Origin of the sequence: Nitrospira sp. ND1, assembly GCF_900170025.1 — a bacterium.
GTDB lineage: Bacteria > Nitrospirota > Nitrospiria > Nitrospirales > Nitrospiraceae > Nitrospira_A.
Genome location: NZ_FWEX01000006.1, coordinates 665170 through 683772, shown reverse-complemented (window position 1 = coordinate 683772; position 18603 = coordinate 665170). Strand labels below are relative to the sequence as shown.

The 18603-nt window shown below is 54.7% G+C and carries 20 protein-coding genes and 1 tRNA gene; 8 read left to right on the top strand and 13 right to left on the bottom strand.

What is annotated here, in order from left to right; genetic code table 11:
- Nucleotides 1–21 precede the first annotated feature (21 nt).
- The 4 genes from NSND_RS07925 to NSND_RS07910 all read left to right on the top strand — a co-directional run bounded on the left by NSND_RS07925 (nt 22) and on the right by NSND_RS07910 (nt 3491).
- Nucleotides 22–1422 (top strand): sigma-54-dependent transcriptional regulator, encoded by a 1401-nt coding sequence (locus tag NSND_RS07925; RefSeq protein ID WP_080878464.1) that lies wholly within the window; start codon nt 22–24, stop codon nt 1420–1422.
- 219 nt (nt 1423–1641) lie between these two features.
- Nucleotides 1642–2679 carry a phosphoribosylformylglycinamidine cyclo-ligase gene (purM, locus tag NSND_RS07920; protein WP_080878463.1) on the top strand — a complete coding sequence of 346 codons (1038 nt, stop codon included), beginning with the start codon at nt 1642–1644 and terminating at the stop codon, nt 2677–2679.
- Nucleotides 2669–3343 carry a phosphoribosylglycinamide formyltransferase gene (gene purN, locus NSND_RS07915; RefSeq protein ID WP_080878462.1) on the top strand — a complete coding sequence of 225 codons (675 nt, stop codon included), beginning with the start codon at nt 2669–2671 and terminating at the stop codon, nt 3341–3343. The genes purM and purN overlap by 11 nt, the downstream gene beginning before the upstream one ends.
- Nucleotides 3344–3415: 72 nt before the next feature.
- Nucleotides 3416–3491 (top strand) — tRNA-Ala (locus tag NSND_RS07910).
- On the opposite strand, the gene NSND_RS07905 is transcribed toward NSND_RS07910, so the two are convergent.
- Entirely contained in the window at nt 3470–5155 is a 1686-nt protein-coding gene (locus tag NSND_RS07905; protein ID WP_159450692.1) for a recombinase family protein, read from the bottom strand. The genes NSND_RS07910 and NSND_RS07905 overlap by 22 nt on opposite strands.
- Before the next feature lie 578 nt (nt 5156–5733).
- Here NSND_RS07905 and NSND_RS07900 point away from each other — a divergent pair.
- Nucleotides 5734–6237 carry a JAB domain-containing protein gene (locus tag NSND_RS07900; RefSeq protein ID WP_080878460.1) on the top strand — a complete coding sequence of 168 codons (504 nt, stop codon included), beginning with the start codon at nt 5734–5736 and terminating at the stop codon, nt 6235–6237.
- Here NSND_RS07900 and NSND_RS21825 read toward each other — a convergent pair.
- The 12 genes from NSND_RS21825 to NSND_RS07845 form a co-directional block, all read right to left on the bottom strand.
- A complete protein-coding gene (locus NSND_RS21825) occupies nt 6234–6362 on the bottom strand; it encodes a hypothetical protein (protein ID WP_255373855.1) in 129 nt (42 codons plus the stop codon). The genes NSND_RS07900 and NSND_RS21825 overlap by 4 nt on opposite strands.
- A gap of 92 nt (nt 6363–6454) precedes the next feature.
- Complete coding sequence (locus tag NSND_RS07895) at nt 6455–6667, bottom strand: hypothetical protein (RefSeq protein ID WP_080877055.1); 213 nt, start codon at nt 6665–6667, stop codon at nt 6455–6457.
- A 160-nt stretch (nt 6668–6827) separates the two neighbouring features.
- The gene (locus NSND_RS07890) at nt 6828–7835 is read right to left on the bottom strand and encodes a zonular occludens toxin domain-containing protein (RefSeq protein WP_080878459.1); all 1008 of its coding nucleotides are present in this window, start codon (nt 7833–7835) and stop codon (nt 6828–6830) included.
- Between the two features lie 79 nt (nt 7836–7914).
- A complete protein-coding gene (locus NSND_RS07885; RefSeq protein WP_080878458.1) occupies nt 7915–8190 on the bottom strand; it encodes a DUF2523 family protein in 276 nt (91 codons plus the stop codon).
- Nucleotides 8187–9455, bottom strand: a complete 1269-nt coding sequence (locus tag NSND_RS07880; RefSeq protein WP_080878457.1) for a hypothetical protein — start codon at nt 9453–9455, stop codon at nt 8187–8189. Before NSND_RS07880 ends, NSND_RS07885 begins: the two co-directional genes overlap by 4 nt.
- 90 nt (nt 9456–9545) lie before the next feature.
- Nucleotides 9546–9809, bottom strand: coding sequence for a hypothetical protein (locus NSND_RS07875; protein WP_080878456.1), 264 nt, complete (start codon nt 9807–9809; stop codon nt 9546–9548).
- 200 nt (nt 9810–10009) lie between these two features.
- Entirely contained in the window at nt 10010–11014 is a 1005-nt protein-coding gene (locus NSND_RS07870; RefSeq protein ID WP_080878455.1) for a replication initiation factor domain-containing protein, read from the bottom strand.
- On the bottom strand, nt 11011–11322 hold the full coding sequence (locus NSND_RS07865; protein WP_080878453.1) for a helix-turn-helix domain-containing protein: 312 nt from the start codon (nt 11320–11322) through the stop codon (nt 11011–11013). Before NSND_RS07865 ends, NSND_RS07870 begins: the two co-directional genes overlap by 4 nt.
- A gap of 527 nt (nt 11323–11849) precedes the next feature.
- Nucleotides 11850–12590 (bottom strand): hypothetical protein, encoded by a 741-nt coding sequence (locus tag NSND_RS07860; RefSeq protein ID WP_080878452.1) that lies wholly within the window; start codon nt 12588–12590, stop codon nt 11850–11852.
- A 6-nt stretch (nt 12591–12596) separates the two neighbouring features.
- Nucleotides 12597–13016, bottom strand: coding sequence for a hypothetical protein (locus tag NSND_RS07855; RefSeq protein ID WP_143833465.1), 420 nt, complete (start codon nt 13014–13016; stop codon nt 12597–12599).
- A gap of 32 nt (nt 13017–13048) precedes the next feature.
- Complete coding sequence (locus NSND_RS07850) at nt 13049–13879, bottom strand: ParA family protein (RefSeq protein WP_080878450.1); 831 nt, start codon at nt 13877–13879, stop codon at nt 13049–13051.
- A 62-nt stretch (nt 13880–13941) separates the two neighbouring features.
- Nucleotides 13942–15729 (bottom strand): DNA methyltransferase, encoded by a 1788-nt coding sequence (locus tag NSND_RS07845; protein ID WP_235000200.1) that lies wholly within the window; start codon nt 15727–15729, stop codon nt 13942–13944.
- 70 nt (nt 15730–15799) lie between these two features.
- Between NSND_RS07845 and NSND_RS07840 the strand changes: the two genes are divergently transcribed.
- The 3 genes from NSND_RS07840 (at nt 15800) to NSND_RS07830 (ending at nt 18555) form a co-directional block, all read left to right on the top strand.
- Nucleotides 15800–16051: a helix-turn-helix domain-containing protein gene (locus NSND_RS07840; RefSeq protein ID WP_080878447.1), complete on the top strand. Its 252-nt coding sequence runs from the start codon at nt 15800–15802 to the stop codon at nt 16049–16051.
- A complete protein-coding gene (locus tag NSND_RS07835) occupies nt 16051–17517 on the top strand; it encodes a HEAT repeat domain-containing protein (RefSeq protein WP_080878446.1) in 1467 nt (488 codons plus the stop codon). Before NSND_RS07840 ends, NSND_RS07835 begins: the two co-directional genes overlap by 1 nt.
- A 363-nt stretch (nt 17518–17880) precedes the next feature.
- Nucleotides 17881–18555 (top strand): hypothetical protein, encoded by a 675-nt coding sequence (locus NSND_RS07830; protein WP_080878445.1) that lies wholly within the window; start codon nt 17881–17883, stop codon nt 18553–18555.
- Nucleotides 18556–18603: the final 48 nt, after the last annotated feature.

Sequence of the window (18603 nt, the reverse complement as noted above, 5' to 3'; positions counted from 1 at the left end):
GACGCGTAGTGTGGAGAAGACATGTCTGCTTCGATTCTGATTGTCGATGATGAAGTCTCCATCCTGAACTCCTTGAGCAGCATCTTGGAGGATGAGGGATATGAGGTCAGCGTGGCCAAGAGCGGCATCGAGGCGCTCAAGTTATGTGCCGTGAGTCCTCCCGAACTGATGATGCTGGATATCTGGATGCCCGACATGGATGGGTTGGAGACGCTCCGGCGCTTGCGTGAGCTGGTGCCTCAGACGCAAGTCATGATGATGTCCGGGCATGGATCGATCGAGACGGCGGTGAAGGCCATCAAGCTCGGGGCCTACGATTACATTGAGAAACCGCTCTCGCTCGAAAACGTGACGCTACGGGTCAAACATGCCTTGGATCAGCACCGGCTTGAGCAGGAGAATCGGACGCTGCGCACGAAGGTAGAGCGGAAGTTCGAGTTGATCGGGCAGTCGCTGGCGATGCGGCAGCTCAAGCAGATTATTGAAACGGCGGGGCCTACGAACAGCCGGGTCTTGATCGGCGGCGAGAACGGTACCGGCAAAGAACTCGTCGCCAGGGCCATCCATCAACAGAGCCCCAGGGCGAACCGTCCGTTTGTGGCGGTGAACTGCGCCGCCATCCCTGAAACCTTGATCGAGAGCGAATTGTTCGGGCACGAGCGCGGGTCCTTCAGCGGCGCCACAACGATGAAGCGGGGCCAGTTCGAACAGGCCGACGGCGGGACCCTGTTCCTGGATGAAATTGCGGATATGAGTCTGAGCACCCAGGCCAAGGTCTTGCGCGCCCTTCAAGAGCAGCAATTTACGCGGGTCGGCGGGACCAAACTGATCAAGGTCGATGTGCGGGTCCTGGCGGCCTCCAACAAGGATTTGCTGAAGGAAATCGAGAAGGGCACGTTCCGGGAGGACCTGTTTTACCGGCTCAACGTGGTACCGATCGTGGTGCCGACGTTGCGGGATCGCCGTGAGGATATCCCGCTGCTGGTGAAACATTTCCTCCATGTACATGCCGAGGAGCAAGGCTTGAAGATCAAGCAAGTCTCGCCGGAGGCCATGGACGTGTTCATCCAGTATGAATGGCCGGGCAACATTCGCGAACTGCGTAACCTGATCGAGCGGCTCATGATCATGGTGCCGGGGCCTGTGATCGAAGCTTCGCATGCGTCGGTGGCGTTGCAGGTGCGTCCTCAGCTGTCCGCTACGCAACAGGCCGCCGGGGCGCAGACGCCCAATTCCCTTTTGACGAGGCATTACGACTCGCTCCGCGATGCCCGCAATGCGTTCGAAAAGGAATTTATCGCCCGCAAGCTGCGTGAACATCATTGGAACATTTCTCGCACGGCCGAAGACCTGCAAATCGAGCGCAGCCACTTGCATCGCAAGATTAAGTTGTTGGATGTCGAAATGCGCCCCGAGATGTAGCCGGGCTGCTGAAACAGGTCCCCAACATCGTTCTCGGCTCGAATCGATCCTCAACGTACCCGAGAGGGTACGCCTCCGGCTCTTTCTCGCCTGCGGCCTTGTTGGATGACCTGTTTGAGCAGCCCCTGTAGTTTGACCGTTGAGAGTCACACGAAGGGTGTGAACGCGTGAGACTAATTGTTGACCCGCTATCAGTCAGCTCGTTAAGATGCGGCCCCAATGACTACCTATCGTGATGCCGGAGTCGATATCGATGCCGGCGATGAATTCGTCGAGCGGATCAAGCCGCATGTGCGGGCGACCTTTCGCCCGGAAGTGATGACCGATCTGGGCGGATTCGGAGGCCTGTTCCGATTCCAGGCGAATCGCTACCAGGATCCGGTGCTCGTGTCGGGGACCGACGGCGTCGGAACCAAACTCAAAATCGCGTTCCTCATGGACAAACACGACACGGTCGGGATCGACCTGGTGGCGATGTGTGTCAACGATATTGCCGTCAGCGGCGCAGAGCCGCTCTTCTTCCTCGATTACTTTGCGACCGGGAAACTCTCCTTAAAGACGGCCGAGGCCGTGGTCCGCGGGATTTCCGACGGGTGTCGTCAGGCCGGTTGCGCTCTCATCGGTGGAGAAACCGCCGAGATGCCCTCGTTCTATGCGGAGGGCGAGTACGACCTGGCCGGTTTTGCTGTGGGCGTGGTCGATCGCCCGAAGATGATCGACGGCCGGCAGATTGTTCCCGGGGATGCCGTGATCGGGTTGGCCTCGACTGGTGTCCACAGCAACGGCTTTTCGCTGGTGCGCAAGGTGTTGTTTGAGAAAAGCCGACTGACGGTCGAGAGTGTGATGCCGGAACTCGGTGGTGCGCTGGGTGAGACCCTGCTGACGCCGACGCGGATTTATGCCAAGCAGGTGCTTTCGTTGGCCGAGGCTTGCCCGATCAAGGGGATCGCGCACATCACCGGCGGTGGAATCACCGAGAATCTGCCACGGGTCTTTCCGGCCCGCTGCGGGGCGCGCATTCGTCGCGGGTCCTGGCCGGTGCTGCCGATTTTTCAGACGATTCAGGACCGCGGGGGAGTGGAACTGAGCGAGATGTACCGCGTCTTCAATATGGGCATCGGTTTGATTCTGGTCGTGGCGCCGGAACATGTCGATCGCGTGATGGCCAAAGCGGTAGAAGCGGGCGACCGGGCCTATCACATCGGCGAAATGGTGGCGCAGTCCACAGACGAAGGTGTGGTCGAGTATGTCGGGTAAATCACCGCGCCTGGTGCGCCTCGGCGTATTGGTTTCCGGCCGAGGTTCGAATCTTCAAGCGATCATCGACGCGATTGAGGCGGGGACGTTGTCGGCCGAGGTCGCGGTCGTGCTCAGCAATAAGCAGAATGCCGGCGGGCTGGAGCGGGCGCGAAAGCATGGCGCGCCCGCCGTGTGGCTGGATCCGAAGCCGTATGCAGGCCGTCCGGACAGTCGCGAGGCTTTCGATAAGGCGGTCCTTGAGGTGCTGCAGAAGCACGAAGTGGATCTCGTGCTCCTGGCCGGGTACATGAAAATCGTGACGGCGGTGCTGGTCTCGGCCTATGAGAATCGGATGATGAACATTCATCCGTCCCTGCTTCCGTCGTTCCCTGGTCTGGATGTGCAGAAAAAAGCCATCGACCACGGGTGCAAAATCGCCGGTTGCACCGTGCACTTTGTGACCGAAGGGGTCGACGAAGGTCCGATCATCATCCAGGCGGCCGTGCCGATCCTGGAAGGAGATACGCCGGATACCCTGGCTGCCCGCATACTGGAGCAGGAACACCGGATCTATCCTCGCGCGATTCAACTCTACGCGGAAGATAAGCTGCGGGTGGAGGGACGGCGGGTATCGGTGGCGGACGCAGGACCAGTGGTGACGGGATTTTACAACCCCGGATAAAGTCTTGCGCAGATCTGTAACTTCGTATAGAGACCCGGGCTCCGGTTGTGTATAATGCCGCGTGAGAGTTGTGGGGGGCTAGCTCAGTTGGGAGAGCACTACGTTCGCAACGTAGGGGTCGGGGGTTCAACTCCCCTGCCCTCCACCACTTTGATTGATAACCTTCACGCCAGTCAGTAAACGGTCGAATGTTCCCGTGGCAGTGAATCGATAGCCTCGCTTCCCACCCTCCTCGACGGGCTCGCATGAAATGTGACCGTCAAGCAGTTTCCTGAGCATCTGGCGGGCGAGCGGAACCTGTCGGGTGAGCAAACCAGGGATATCTCCTAAGCGGGTTCTCAATTCCTTGACGAGCTGTTTCTCGTTCACATACGCCATTTGAGCAAGCTGGTCCAGCCTCGTCAATTCCCCTAACAACGTCTTCTTCCTAGCCTCCTCCTGGCGGAGTGATGCGTCAATGGCATCTGTTGCCTTGCCATTCGCTATATGTTCGACTAGGTGATGCAGCCGTGTTTCAATCAAAGAAAGTTCCCGTTCAACAATGATGCGCTCGTCAGGTAGGTTTTTTTGTTCTTTTCTAATCCGCTCCAAGGCCTCCGCAACAGAGGCTTCCAGGACCTGATCGTCTAGCATGTTGTTTATAGCGTGCAGGATGGCTGAGTCGAGAATATCTTGGCGGACTTCCACGTTGTTACTGCAGACGGTATGACCTCGTTTGTGGTGGTAGGCACAACGATACACGGTGCGGTCATAACGTTGTTTCGCAGTTCGCTTTATTGCCACGATCGAACCACCACATACGACGCATTTTGCAATGCTGCTGAGTAGATAGGAAGACCGGTGATCTTCGCCCGTAGGTCGTGAAATGAGGCGACCACCTTCCCCGCGCAGATAGGCATTCCTATTTTGTGTTCTACGCTGTTCAACCTGCTCCCACAGCATGGAGGAGATGATCCTCAATTCTGGTGCGTCGATACGAAGCCATTCCGATTGAGGACGCTTTCGTTGCTTCCGCGTTCCGCCGAGTTGAATTGCTTGGGTCCTATTCCAAAGGACCATACCTCGATAAAGGTCACGTTGGAGGATGTCCCGAAGAGCTGTTGGGCACCAGCCCAGATTCCCACCGTGAGGAGGCGGGACGCGATCCTCGTTTAACGCCTTAGCGATGCTTGCCAGACCAAAGCCTGATGCGTACATTTCGAATATTCGCACGACTGTTTTAGCTTGTTCGGTATTGATCCTTCTAACAACGTGCTGTCGGTGCGGGGTACCATCGTTGTTCGCTTGGCTGCTGTAGACGGGGACGTTATCGTAGCCGAAAACCTTGTTGCCCGTGACGTGGAGAGCTTTGGCTTTTCGGAGCATGGCATCATAGGTACGCTGGCTCGCTTTTTCTCGCTCCATTTCTGCCGAGAAGTTCGTCAGGCTAAGCATCACCTTGTCGAGGGCATTATCAAGCTTTCGCTCCTGGTCAGTAAGATAGAAGAATATCCGCACGCCGCTATCGATGATTTGCTTGAAGGCATAGCTCGATTGGATAGCCTCACGGCCCAATCGAGACTCTTCGCTCATGATCAGCACTTGGAACGCTGGACGAGGCTTAAGCGCATTCATCAATCGTAGGAAGCCCTGCCGCTTGAGGAATTCTGCGCCGGATATGCCGTCATCAGAATAGATATGTTCCTGCGCAACCGTCCAACCCTTTCGGACGGCAAACTCCGTTGCGTGCTCAATCTGCCGAGTAACCGATTTCTCCTCATCGTTAAATCCGACCTGTTCCGTGGATTTCCTGGCGTAGATTGCCGCAATCATCTCAGCCTCCTTCATCACCCGCTCACCTTGAGGTTCATACCGACTAGGTGACTATTCCAGAGCTCAGGGATTATTCGTTTCTGTCTGATGAAGTCAACTTCAATTTACGGTTGGTTTGGGGAGGGGAACTAACCGTAAATCGGCTAAGTGATTGAAGATCAGCGAGAAGTGCCTCCGCAAGAATTGCAGATATTTCGTTGCGTAGGCGAGGGGAGAGGGGGGAATTGCCAGAATCTGACTGGCCTACGCTTTCCCTTGTATTGATGAGCAGTTTTGGGCTTGTGGGTTCCAACTGAACTGTTACTCCTGATCTTGTCGCACCAGGGGGAGTCTCACGACACCCCCATCCCCCCGACTGAAGCGCCCGCCGTTCCGCCGGCTTAGGACGAAGATTGAGCCCCCAATGGATACGACTCGGGGCCGGGGAGCAGCGGAGCAGGCCTTCCCGGTCCCCTCCGTGCCGGTCTCCGCCCCTCCAGGCCTGCCCGCTGCGAGAGCCCCGTGCCGCCTCCTCTGTTACGCCCCACCCTTGGTTTGTGAAGGGTGGGGCTAGAACATAATTTCAGAAGGAGGCGGACATGTCCGTTGACAGTACTCTCGGTTCCTCGAACGGTGGACGGCCACTGAGCCCAGTTCGGAAATACGGGGTCCCTCGGTACCGCGTGACCCTCGTGCGCGAGGGCCGTGCCATTCCGGCAGCGGAATTGGTCCATACGTCGGAAGGCGCCGCCGCGATCCTCCGGCCGTTGTTTGCGCATCTGGACCGGGAGCAGTTCTTGATCTGCGGTCTCGATGCGAAGCATCGGCTCATCGGAATTAATGTGGTCTCCACCGGTTCGCTGAACCTGACCATTGTCCATCCCCGTGAAGTCTTCAAGCCGCTGATCCTCATGAATGCCGGGGCCTGGATATGCGCGCATAATCACCCCTCTGGCGATAGCTCGCCCAGCCCGGAAGATCGTGTCCTGACCAAACGGCTGCGGGAGGCTGCCGAGTTGTTCGGCATTCCGCTGCTGGACCATCTCATCCTCGCCGAAGAACGCTACTACAGCTTCGCCGACCAGGGGTGGCTCGGCGCTTAGCGCAGTAGCCGCAACACCCAGGCGGCTCCGGCCGCCACCAGGGCGAGGCCAATCGCCGCCGTTCCCCAGGCGACCAGGTCGGCAGCCAGCGCATTGCCGATCGTTTGAATTTGTTGCGCCGTCATCCTTGCATTCCTTTGTCGTCACCCTGTTCATGCTGTCATATGATGCGAAAAAGGAGGCAGGCTGCTGCCAGCCTGCCTCGATGGGCTCTCTCTTAGCCCACAATTGCGCGAACGCGCTTAAAAGCGTAGATCGCCAACGCCACGCCAATCAAGGCCGTGGCCCACAAGAGCAGATCGGCCCGCACCGTGGCCACATCCGCCGAGACCGGAAACAGCTGCGCCTGCGACAGCGCCGGGACGCCCAAGGCGAAGACAAACGCCATGAGCAGCCCTCCGAGCCCTTTCACCCAACCCCATCCCTTCATACGGCACCTCCTTGTGCTGGTGGTGGTTCCGTCCACCTACGCCGCCGGAACACTCGCCGACGGTCGAGCGCCTCAGTGGCTCTGAGGCAGAATCAGTTTGATGATCAGCCCAACGGCAAAGCCGCCGAGCCAGAAAATGGCCGTGAAGTAGGTCATCGCCTCAATCGCCGGCAGGTCCATAGAACACTCCTTCACCGATGAGCCGCATCGAGCCGTCCTCATAGACTTCCGAGACCGAGACCCCATACCGTCCAGTAATCTGCGCGGCCGTCAGGATCTCGCCGCTGTCCAAGAGATAGCGCCAGCCTTGACGGTTCTGACTCATTCCGGCCCCTCCGAGGATGCGCACGGTGCGCTTAGGAGGTTGTGGGCTCGCTGTCGATGAGACAGACGCACCAAACGGATTCAGCAGACTGCCCGGCGCCGATGGAGATGGAAGCGGAGGCAAGCTCGGAGCGCCACTCACGACAGCTGCCGGCATTCCTTTGGTGCTGCTCAGCGACGACCACGGACGCCAGAACATGAGGCCAATGGCAAACAAGCCCGCAGCGATGCCAATGGCCACCCGTGCCGATTTGAAGACCGTATGGCTGCGTTTCTCTTCTCGAATCGCCGCCGAGGCATAACTGGAGTAGTAGGCATAGATGGCGGGCGAGTAGGTCCCGACAAAGGCCCGGATGACCTCATTGTCTTCGGGGTTCCCGCGCACCTTGCCCTGATACTTCTTGGATAGACCGACAAAGGCCAGCTTCCGAAACTTCACCGTCGCTTCGATGAGTCGTGTGACGCCTTGGGACATCTGGCGAAAATCCTGGCTCATGAGCAGAATATCCACGCCATAGTGCCGATGGGTTTCGAGCCAGCGGAGGAGCCCCGGTTCGACCTTCTGCATGGACCGAAAGACGGTCTGGGCTTCGTCGATAATCACCGCTGAGCCGGGCTCAACATGGGGAAAGGCCTGGAGGACTTCGACGGAGTCCTTCCAGAGCGTGATCTGCTGTTCGAGGGTGTCGAGGTCGATGCCGGTGAAGAGCGACAACCGGTCCAGATAGATGCCATCCACGGCGATATAGAGCCGTCGGCCTTGCTTCACCCAGGGCAGGAACTTCTCGCAGATCGCATGATAGGACTTGCCCGATCCTGGGACGCCTTCATACAGTTCGATCATCGCAGACTCCTGATGTACACCCAGATCCACAGGGCTAAGACGACGGTCCACGCGTAGGCCCAGCCCATCACCATCTGATTCATGAGCCCCACCGCACAAATGGAATCGTTTGCAGGATGAACCGCGTCCCCATGGCGCTCGCCACGATGGCCAGCGCCTGACTCATACCCGTCGCGCCCAGCACCCACGCGTACTGATCGGGAATCACCGGCAGGGTGAGCCCGGCCGTCCCAATGGTGGCGAGCGTGCTGTCCGCCACCGAGAGCAAGGAATCCCAAATCCCAAGACCCCAATCGGTGAGGGAGAAAAAGAACTCCTGCAGCCAGCAATAGATGAGGGTCAGAATGGCCGTCATGTTGTCTGGCCTCCTCCCACAAAGATAATGCGGTAGGCGGCAATGGAGGCCGTCGCAATGACGAGGGTCCGGAGCACGGTGAAGAACCAGGCCCATTGATTGAAATCGACCTGCTGGCTGCCGAAGAAGGCCGAAGGCAGCGCAATCACCGGTAAGGTCGAGGGCCACGTGAGCGACTTCAAGAGATTCAGCGTGCCGAGCAGGCCACTACTGGCCCAGATGGTCTGATGCGCTTGCAGGACCGTCCCGAAGGTCTGGGCCTCATGAGATCCCACGGCACAGGAGGTCGTCGCTTGGGTCTCTTCCTGTTGGGTGGTCGAGCCGTCCGGGTTCTGCGTCGTGGTCGTCGTCGTGGTCGTCGTCTGCTGCTGGGTATTCTGCTGTGGCGTACTGGCCGGAGGAGGCACGTTGTCTACCACAACGATATCTCCGGCTGGCACCGGCTTGGGTTTCACCGTCGTGGGCATCTCAGTCGGCGTCACCGCTTGGGAGATGGTGGTATCGGCCGGCTGCGTGGTGCCAGTAGTCCCCACTGGATTGGTATGGGCTTCGACGGACTTCGGGTCACTTGGTGGCAAACTGGTCACATAATTCGTCACTTGCTGCGGAGTCGGTGCGATGAGGCCATCTTGCAACGGTGTTGGTGAACCGGGAATGCCTGTTCGATGGCAGACATACAGGCTGTAGCCGCCGACCGCAGGACCATTGACGAAGAAATTGCCGGTAAAGAAGACGGCTGTGCTCAGGCTCTGAAACGGCCCGACCACCCAATCATGCTGATACTCGGTATCGACCGCGCAGAGCGGGACATTGGTCGCGCTGAACTGAATCGTCGCATTCGGATAGGCTGGATTGCCTGGCGTGTTCGTGCCAAAACCGGGGAACGTCTGCACGCCCGCATTCGTGCTGGCGATCTGCCAGCCGCCTGGCGTCGAGGCGGCGGTTTTGACCGCCGAGAGATCAGCTTGCGAGTAATACATCTGGGCCAAAACCAGACCTGCACTCACTCCAAGCGCCGCCCAGCCGACCGGGCCCGCCACCATGCGAACGGCCATCGAGGTGGCCGAAGGTGCGAGCGCGGCAGTCGCCACTTGGTTCGCCAAAGCGGACCGTTGAGCGGCCAGGTACGCGATGCGTTCGGCCTGAGCCACCACCCTCGAATACTGCGTGGCGGTTTGCGCAAGGGATTCGCCCGGCGCAACACAGAACGAGACCAGAAGGCCCCAGATGAGCGAGAGATAACTGGTTAACGTGAAGAGTTTCACAATCGTCCGACTCCGAGGCCGGTGAGGAAGGCCAGTAATAAGATCGCGACCAAAATAATCGTAAGATCCACCGGCCTTCCTCCCTTGCCGTTACTTCAGCACTTCCAAGGCAGACAAATCGAAGAACACGCGACCCGTCTGTTCGAATTTCCGCACTTCGATGGAGGCGCGAGCCTGTTTCCCCTCGGCCTGCTTGCACGCCTCAATCAACGGCATCTGATCCTCCGGAATCCCCAATCGCAACACTCCCGGATCTTTGCCCTTCACATAGAGATCCACCGATCGAAACACCTTGCCCTCCCGACTCCTCCGCTCCACATACCCCTGCACTGCCCCCTCCGCTTTGACTTGCATCGTTCAACCCTCCTTGTTGTGAAAAGATTCTCGGATCAGCTCTGCGCCTGACCCACACGCCCCGGCCCGCAAGCCGGACTTTTGGCAGACATTGGAATTCGCACCGACAGCTGCTGCAGATCACAAACAACTTTCCCTTCCGAAACTCACCCCAGGCTCCGGCGGCCTTACACTCCGGACAGGCGCGGATATACACGTAGTCATGGACGAGGTTTGAGATGAAGCACATAGGGCGTCACCACCTTCTTGCGTTGCTTCAGCAGGGCATAGTGCTTCTGGTTCCATCGTTTCGTGCCCGCATAAATCATCTCCGTCAGAAACTGATCACCGCGACAGGCCACGACCACGGCGAGCATGGGGCTGAGGGCGTTGGCGAACCACGCGACGACATCATCCAGCCGCTGTTGAATGCGTTCGACCACGAGCCGACAGCGCCTAAAGCCTTCAGTTAAGCCCTCCCACCAGCTCAGCAATGGCGCCCGGTACTTCTCATAGGATTCGGCCTCTCGCGTGGTCTCTCGAAAATCCACATAGGAGCGCAGCACACCCACCAAGAAGGCCCGCCAATCTTCGGCATCGAGGGTAAGCAGCGCTTTGGCGCAGGCTTGCGCCCGGTCCTGTTTGAATTCCATTTCCCACCGGACTCCGTAGGATTCCGCGTCTTCCCGGCCACGACTTTTCAGTTCCAAGCGCTTGTCATAGACCCGCAGCATGGTCTGGCTTTCTCGACTCCCAAAGTAGAGCGTCTCTCCGGTCCGAACGCCCTCACGATGATTCGAGGCTTGAATGACTTTGAACTGCTTGGACCGACTCACGAGCTGTCCGGCCTCCACGGCTTGGCGGACGGTTTCGACTGCGACAGTGGCCTCCCGGTCATCCAGGGCCACATCAATGCGGGTGACATGGCCTTTTTGAGCGAAGATCCAGGCGAGAACCGTCTTCAGCTTGAGTTCGTCCCACTGGGAGATGATGCCTGCCGAGAGATCCACATGCACCTCCTTCGGGTTGCGAGGAGCACCAGTCCCCAGTTTCCCGACGCCCGTTTTGCCTTCCGTCATAAGCTGCGCCACGGGATAGCCGCGAAAGCCGGTCTCACTCTGGAACCAGTCGCCACCAATCAGCTTGATCACGTCCGCCACCTCAGCCTTCGGCAGGGTGAAGGCCAGCCAATCGATGGTCTGGGTGAACCCTCCGGAACCCGTCATTTCTTCCTCCTTGGGGTCTGTGCGATAGACGCCCCCGTCTTACCAAGTCGGGGGCTGGTCGGCTGCGCGCGCCGCCGGCTGGCGCCGCCGGTCGCGCTGCGCCGTCCCCCCTTGCTCTTGGATTCCACAAAGGACGGTCTATGCCCCTTGGCCTTAAGGGCCTCTTTCACTCGTTCCAGGTCGAAGCGGACAAAACGGCAGAATCGATCGACAGGAATCTCACCCTTGCGGTAGGCCCGGCGGATTGACTTCGGGCTGACTTTGAGGACGGCGGCCAACTCATCGACGGTCAACCATGTTTGTTCCATCAGATCTCCTTTGCGTTGCGGCGCACGATGTATGGACGAACCATACGCATCGGCGTGCGGTGGTGAAAGATGCCGATTCGGGGACACTAGGGGACAATAGGGGACACTAAGGGACACTACGGCATCCCAAACAGAGCGTTCCTGAGCAAACGAAGAGAAGAGAGAGACGGGTATGCAAAAACGTTGTCTAAACTGAAAGTTGCAAAGGGGACGTGATCAAACGTAGCTCTGGGAGCGGTTATTCACACGTTAGTTAAAATCAGCGACGAAGATGAGATAGGGCGAATGGAACCGCGGTGAGTCGAATGGGCATGCCGCCGGAATCAAAAATATGGCGAAATAATACAAAAAGTTGCTCTAGGGCCATAAAACAGCCACTAGGGCCAGATGGCCCTATTCATCGGCCAAGGACATTCAGAAAACGACATTTGGAGAGGCATCAACTGCGTGAGTAGGTTAACGAGGCTTCAATATTGATGGGAGGAAACAATAGTCTTTCAGAGATACTGTAAAAGTTAAGTTAGACTTCAGTGAAGCATGATATTGAACGATTTCTTTATTGCCGCACGTTTAGCTGCTGAGACTGCGCCTGCAATCCCCTGGCGCAATGACGGCAAAGCAGCACCTTGTAAAGACTCCCTGAACATTGCAACAAGGAGTTGATTAATACCTTCGATAAGTCTCCTTACAATTGACCTAAACCGCGAGAGTTCAACCGCATCCTTCACATGAATTGATGGCAGGTATTCGAATGACGATTTTCCCACCATGCGAAAGTAAGCGACTGATCCGTGAACGGCTTTAGATAACTCAGCGTACGATTTTTCAATCGCATCTATTCCAGTTTCAATCTGATGGTTGTGTCCGCAAAGGAGGGGATGCCCCTTAAAATATAAGTTCAAGTCGGTGAAGCCGAGACGATGCTTTTGTTTTTCCCAGAGCAGTAGCTCAATTGGATGATCTTTATAGTATAAGAAATAAAGAGAGTTCTCCAAAGTGCTCCGGAGGCTTTGAAGTGCTGGCCGCCACGTTCCCACGCGTGCAAAAGAATATGCCAAAATGGCGTCATTCACCGCTTCGGAAAAAAAATCGCTCACTTTGGATTCGAAATTAGCAGTTGTGACATAGTACTCCAACCAGCTTTGGAGAGAGGAAATCGAGGCAATTAAATCTTCATATGTTTTCTGGTGGGCCCGATCGGAAAAGAATTCAAATGCATTTAAGAATGAATTCTTTTGCGATCTGGATAGGTCTCGCAAATAACTCATATAAGATTATTCGTTGAGTAGTCGCGTTAAAGTGTCTTGCAGATTCTCTGCGAGCGGCCGCCTTTTCTTGAGAGTACGCCTCTTGGCATGAACCCCCGGCTTTTTGGAGGCTACCAGCGCAAGTGCTGCAGGATTCTCACGTAGATGGCGCGCTAGCTTGCCCATTACGTCGCGAGCTGAATCTCGCGGGTTCAAATCTAATGACAGACCGTAGAAATTAATAAGGTCGATCCACTCTCGTTTAGGGAATTTCGAAACCTCGGCCAGTTTAATCACTAGGGAGCCGATATTCTCCTTGGGGGTACTAAGCTTAAGATTCGTCAGCTCGTCCCCAGACGCTACCCCGAGCATGTTGATCAGAGATCGCACAACCAGTTCTGTGCCTTCGGGCAGAGAAGTAGGAGCCTGTTTGGCCTGTTTTGCCACTTCAGTCAACCAGGCCTTAATTTTGTCTCTCCTCATTGGATACGACCGTACAATTCCTGGCACACTCCAGTGAATTCTTGTATGACAGACTGGTTGCCGGAATTAAATACCGGAGTTTTGTCTTGAGTTGAAACTACGACATCTTGACGATCTTTGATCTTGGAGTTTAAGAGTTCGGCGCCGAATGTCTTGCGAAGACCTCCCTCAGTTTCCGCCTTGTGCCACCCCGGGCGGCTTCCTGCACGCGTAATGACAATACCAGCAAGCTTAGGGTGATTGTCCAAATCGTTCCCTAGCTTGGCAATCCTGCTTTTGAGGAGACTTATGCCAATCGACGAAAAGTAATCCAGAGCAATCGGCACTACGTAATGTGTACTCAATGCAAGCGCGTTCTGGGTTGGAATCGTGAGATTGGGAGGACAATCGCAAATAATATAATCATAGGGGTTCTTACATGCCTCGATTGCTCGCTTAAGTTTAACCTCTTTCATAGGCACCGACGCCAGGTCCAAATCCATTGTATAAAGGGACAGGTTCGAAGGAATAAGGTCAAAGCCGAACACAGGTGATTTGTACACGATGTTGTCTACTGTTCTGAGATTGCTCCCAAGGCGACTGTGCGCGGTTGCTCCCATTAGGTCCGCGACTGTCCCTTTATTTTTTTCATGTCTCTTCCAGTCCTTGAAGCCCATAACCCAGAAGGAAGCATTCGTTTGGGGATCTAGGTCGACCAATAGAACCCGTTTTTTGTGGACATTTCCAAGGTAGGAGGCATAACTCACCGCGAGAGTAGTTTTGCCCACGCCACCTTTTAGATTGACGAATGAAATAACTTTGGGCTTGAATTTTGGTGTCGTGGTCATAGTTTTTTATAGGGACGATAGTGATTAGGAACTTGATTTGTTTAATCAGAGGTTATAGTTAGTCAATCTAATGATTTTGAAACCGAAAGTATACCGGTTTTAGGATGAATCGTATAGCCGTTTTTACGTAAAGCGAGAAGCACATCTGTTAGATGTAACTGATCAAGGGCGTAGTGGTTCTGAATCGCTTTCCGTAGAATCCTAGCGTATACATGACTAGCGTTGGTGACAGTGCCAGAGAGTTCATTAATTGTTTGGGCGATCATGGCTTCCGTGTCTCCCTTGCGCAGTTCATGGCTGCTCTCCTGTTTATCAACCTGAATCGGCTTTTGCACCGTCAGGATGAGATCAACGGTAACTACACTCTCTGATCCAGAATTTAAGCCTTTCACTGATCTCTGGCCTTTGTCGAGAATAGATACATGAGCGGGCGCTTTGAAGCCTGCATCCCGCATCGCCCTCTGAACTAACCCCCAGATACGACCACTGCTGTTTCCAAAAACGACAGACATGTACCGCCCTGGCTTTAGGATGCGGTATGCCTCAGCGAACGCAGAACGCAGTAGGCATTCGTAGCGTTCTGATGATCCATTCTTTCGTTTCCCTGTCGTATGAACAACAGCTTCTGAAGTGGGATCTGTAACCTTACCGAGCCAGGCTTCGTGAAACAGGCTCATATCGCTATAAAAAATGTTGCTGCCAAAAGGGGGATCTGTGAATACATAATCGACAGATGCGGTCTCAAGATGATTAAGCCGGTCTGCCGAGGCAACAATGTAGTGTAAAGCATGCTCCTGGCTTCTGAGCAGCGGCTCACGGTAGAAAAGCTCCAAGTCTGACCGAATTGCTGCGTTAACTTTCCGCCCGAATAATTCGAATACATTCCATTCATAGTATATAGGGGAGATGTAGTAGGTTTGATTCTGCGCGTTCAGCGGTCGCTGTGCGCTCCATTGGTAGCGGCGAGATGCGCGGGGCAGGATTGCCGTGAAGGCAAAAAGGAGTTTTTGACGCGCGTGATAGTCCTTCACCCCATTTATCGCTCGCCACAATTCAAGCAAGGCGATTGCATTGCGAGGAGAAAAAAAATCCCTGGTGTTAACCAGGCCTGCTTTACCGAGTCCAGAACGGCTGAACATTTCCCGGTCCTCGGTGATTTTCAGTGAGGGGATCTCTGCCTGGCGTGGATTGCTGGCTGCTTTTTTGATCATGGCGTAATCGAAGTCAGAGATCTGCTGCTGAATCAAACGGCCTTGCGGAGTTCGAACCACGACCTCAACTGGCACGTCGAGATCTCGTGACCATCTGCGGCGAACGAAGGGGGCGAGACACGCAGGACATTTCTTGGGAGCCTTACCTTTCGGTGAGAGATGCTCAAAGTAAACAAGACGATACTCGCAGGAGGGGCACTTATAGGTGAACGACCAAACGGTGCGAACCATCTCGACAGTCACATTATCAGTCGAACGGCGGGTAGCGTAGAGATCTCCAATTGCTGTGCGTGCATCGCCGATGACTTTTTGGGCCGCTGCCTTGAAAGATTCGGCCTTAATGCGGGTGGAGTACCCTTCGGCTATGTGATGGCCCAGCACCGAAATATCACTGAGCCAAGGTTTCCGCCCGAGCCTCAGTGCTGCCAGGCCTGTCATGCCCGAGCCAGCGAAGAAATCAGCGACAATATCTCCCACCTGGGTAAATGTCTCAATAAAGGGCTCTATTGCCGCTATTGGGACCTTCGTAAGGTAGCCATGGCAGTTATATATCGGATCAGTCCGCGGGACCGTTACAGTCTCCGCCAGCCGCTCGAAATTAGGTTTCAACACGATTACCTCAGACTTTAGTCCGGTCAAGAATATACCAGATGCGTGACGTAAAGTCTGTAGACTTATTGTTAACATTTTTTTAGCTTGCGCGCAGAACATGAAGGCGCGCGGAAGCTCAAAAAATAATGCGAAGGAACTCTTCGGCTACAACGTAAGAGAAATTCGGCGTCAAGCTGGCCTCTCGCAAGAAGAACTCGGTTATCGGGCCAAACTTCATAGAACCTATATCAGTTCAGTTGAACGAGGAAAGCGGAATGTTTCTCTTGAAAACATTTTTGCTATTGCTGCAGCTCTAGAAATCTCACCTCGCGATCTCTTGAATCCCATTGTCCGCAAAGGTACTGCCTAATGGGATTTAAAACAGATACCAGTTTCCTGCACTTCCTTAGCTTGGGCGCGATGGGTGTGCGCCAGACTATGAGCCAGCTTCATGCTATAGGCTTTAGACCTATAGAGCTGGAGAGATATTGCACTTGCAACAAAATATGGATGACGAAGGTGAAGCGCCTTAGGCTGCCAGATCTGCTTTGTGTTCGCACTGGGATTCGATTCGAAGTTCGCGCCAAGTCGGACCTGAAAATCAAAGTGAGTGACGCGCCAAGAAATCCGGACCGTACTTGGGACTTCGGCCTACGCAATGAGGACATAATTGCTTTCATTGGTATTCGTCAAGAGCAAGGCGATCCAGGACCGGCTGATGAGGCCATGTTTTTTTCAACCGAATCACTACGCGGTTCCATTGACAAATCTACTCTTGGACCTCCTAAGTCTGCTTCTGAGGGGGCGGAACGTGACAGGACCTGGCCAGCAATTGTTCCTTCCGATAACGGGATTGTAGAGTCAGTCACCAGAACGAAGCTTGTCGTAACGATGACAGGTGACGGCGGGAGGCAGCGTAGGCAGACATATACATTAAATGGGAAACACGTTTATGTTCGTCCGGGTGATAGATTTAAAAAGGGCCTCTCAATCCTTGCTGGAGCTCCATCTGAGATGGCGGAGGTTACATCTCTTCTAAGTCGAGAATACAATCCTCTGGACGACCTTCTAAAGCAAAATCCACTCGATCGTTATGCGGCAGTAAAAGCTATTGCGCATCGGGAAGATTTACGACCTCAGGCAATCCCTGCATTGGAAAGTCTTCTTAGATCAGAACAAGACGAGCGCGTTTCTCTGGAGGCGGCTGGTTCATCAGCATCCCTAGGGTCCTCCCTTGGGCAGGAGAGGATTGAAGCCGTGTTGTGGGGTGACGGACGCAAGGATCTTCGGATGGAGGCTGTACTGATACTCACGGAACTCGGTAGTCAATTTTCCAAAAACGAACTGGTACGTATTGCTCAGAGTCGGCAGCTTGAAGGGGACGAGATACGCCAGGCGGCTGTCTGGGGTCTCGGCAAGGCGGGTCTGAAGGACTACGAAGCAATATTACCGTTCATAGCAGATGCTGATGAAAACGTTGCACTTCATGCAATAGCAGCATTTGGTCCGGACACCCAGGAGCCTGTAATCAGAAAGCTGGTTCAGAAGCTCACGTCTGGCGATCCGCGAGTGGCTGCTGCAGCATCAGAGGCTCTACGGCTAATAGGAAATGAGACGACAGTGAGGGTACTTGTTGAAGCTACTTCCGCAGGCGGGGATTGGGTATTAGCAACCCTGGGCCGTATGCCGCCTCAGTTGGTGACGAATATCGTGAGCAGCTCCGAACTCATGGCACAATTGGCCCCTTTACTCCTACTCAACGAGTGTGAAAACTGGCTGGCTCGTGAGGAACACGTTATAGATCTCGCATTTCTCATTAAGCAGAATCTGTCCTAACTTCCATTCTCGCTCTTACACGGTAGCTGCATAGAGAAAATTTGCCACTTCAGAACATTCCGAGTGTTCAGGAGATTCGTGAAGCCAAACAGCGGCAGCACTGGCACCCGCTTCACGAATTACTCCGGTGGCTATTAACAGGCAAGCCGGATGTCAGGGGGCAGGATGCTGAGGGTATTAGGAAACTGTATTAAAGAAGCAAAGGAAGTCTTCAATTGGCAAGCAGATGGAGGGATGAAGCATCAACTCGCCCAAAAAGTTCGGTATTGAGACTGACCCTGGGGCTTGCCCAGATCAGTGCGACAGAATGAGCTCGTTTACCAGTCCAGCGGTGTGCTCCATTTGGCCCTGAGAAAGTCATAAATGCGTGTCATAAACTTTCCTATTGCCAAAGTATTTCCGCCGTCAGACCCGCTCAGCGTCAATATACTGCGTATGATGGCTGCGTATAACGACCTGCAACAGATCGTCGCCTTTATGACATCTCTCACAGGATTCGGGGATATGCGGCGCGCTAGTCTGGGATTCGCCTACCGGCTTTATCTCGGAACTCTTCATGAAGCCATGGTGGTCCTCGGCTCGTTACAGAGTTCTAGTGAGTTCAAAGTACTACGGGAAAGCCTCCCACCAGAAGCAGTGACCACTTTGAGAGATATAAATACAACCGGTGATGATCTAAGGACACAGTTGGCTGATAGTAGAAATACTGCGATTTTCCATTATGATTACGATCAATTTGCCGAGGCGCTGGCGAGACATGTATCCGTTTTCAAAGAACGCGACGAAGCGATATCGAAGTTTATTTTTTGTGAAGGAAAGACGACCTACCTGCTCGCCGATGTCCTAAGAGAGCTAATCGTATTCGACCTAAAGACTCCAGACGACATCAGCAATACTACAAAGAAGGTTGGAATCTTCCTGAATCGAGTAATCAAGTTGCAGGCTCAGCTAGATGAGTTCCTTGAGCTTTTGTTATCAGCATATATAGCAGATCGCGGGCTAGGAGGATTGTTCTCCGAGGAAGTTTCAACGTCGTGAATTGTAGGTTCCTTGGTAATGTCCGGCTCGGAGCAGACACTATCGACC

Coding starts and splice junctions, on each gene's coding strand:
- NSND_RS07925 (WP_080878464.1), top strand. CDS start 22: ATGTCTGCTTCGATTCTGATTGTCGATGATGAAGTCTCCATCCTGAAC.
- purM (WP_080878463.1), top strand. CDS start 1,642: ATGACTACCTATCGTGATGCCGGAGTCGATATCGATGCCGGCGATGAA.
- purN (WP_080878462.1), top strand. CDS start 2,669: ATGTCGGGTAAATCACCGCGCCTGGTGCGCCTCGGCGTATTGGTTTCC.
- NSND_RS07905 (WP_159450692.1), bottom strand. CDS start 5,155: ATGATTGCGGCAATCTACGCCAGGAAATCCACGGAACAGGTCGGATTT.
- NSND_RS07900 (WP_080878460.1), top strand. CDS start 5,734: ATGTCCGTTGACAGTACTCTCGGTTCCTCGAACGGTGGACGGCCACTG.
- NSND_RS21825 (WP_255373855.1), bottom strand. CDS start 6,362: ATGACGGCGCAACAAATTCAAACGATCGGCAATGCGCTGGCTGCCGAC.
- NSND_RS07895 (WP_080877055.1), bottom strand. CDS start 6,667: ATGAAGGGATGGGGTTGGGTGAAAGGGCTCGGAGGGCTGCTCATGGCG.
- NSND_RS07890 (WP_080878459.1), bottom strand. CDS start 7,835: ATGATCGAACTGTATGAAGGCGTCCCAGGATCGGGCAAGTCCTATCAT.
- NSND_RS07885 (WP_080878458.1), bottom strand. CDS start 8,190: ATGACGGCCATTCTGACCCTCATCTATTGCTGGCTGCAGGAGTTCTTT.
- NSND_RS07875 (WP_080878456.1), bottom strand. CDS start 9,809: ATGCAAGTCAAAGCGGAGGGGGCAGTGCAGGGGTATGTGGAGCGGAGG.
- NSND_RS07870 (WP_080878455.1), bottom strand. CDS start 11,014: ATGACGGGTTCCGGAGGGTTCACCCAGACCATCGATTGGCTGGCCTTC.
- NSND_RS07865 (WP_080878453.1), bottom strand. CDS start 11,322: ATGGAACAAACATGGTTGACCGTCGATGAGTTGGCCGCCGTCCTCAAA.
- NSND_RS07860 (WP_080878452.1), bottom strand. CDS start 12,590: ATGAGTTATTTGCGAGACCTATCCAGATCGCAAAAGAATTCATTCTTA.
- NSND_RS07850 (WP_080878450.1), bottom strand. CDS start 13,879: ATGACCACGACACCAAAATTCAAGCCCAAAGTTATTTCATTCGTCAAT.
- NSND_RS07840 (WP_080878447.1), top strand. CDS start 15,800: ATGAAGGCGCGCGGAAGCTCAAAAAATAATGCGAAGGAACTCTTCGGC.
- NSND_RS07835 (WP_080878446.1), top strand. CDS start 16,051: ATGGGATTTAAAACAGATACCAGTTTCCTGCACTTCCTTAGCTTGGGC.
- NSND_RS07830 (WP_080878445.1), top strand. CDS start 17,881: ATGCGTGTCATAAACTTTCCTATTGCCAAAGTATTTCCGCCGTCAGAC.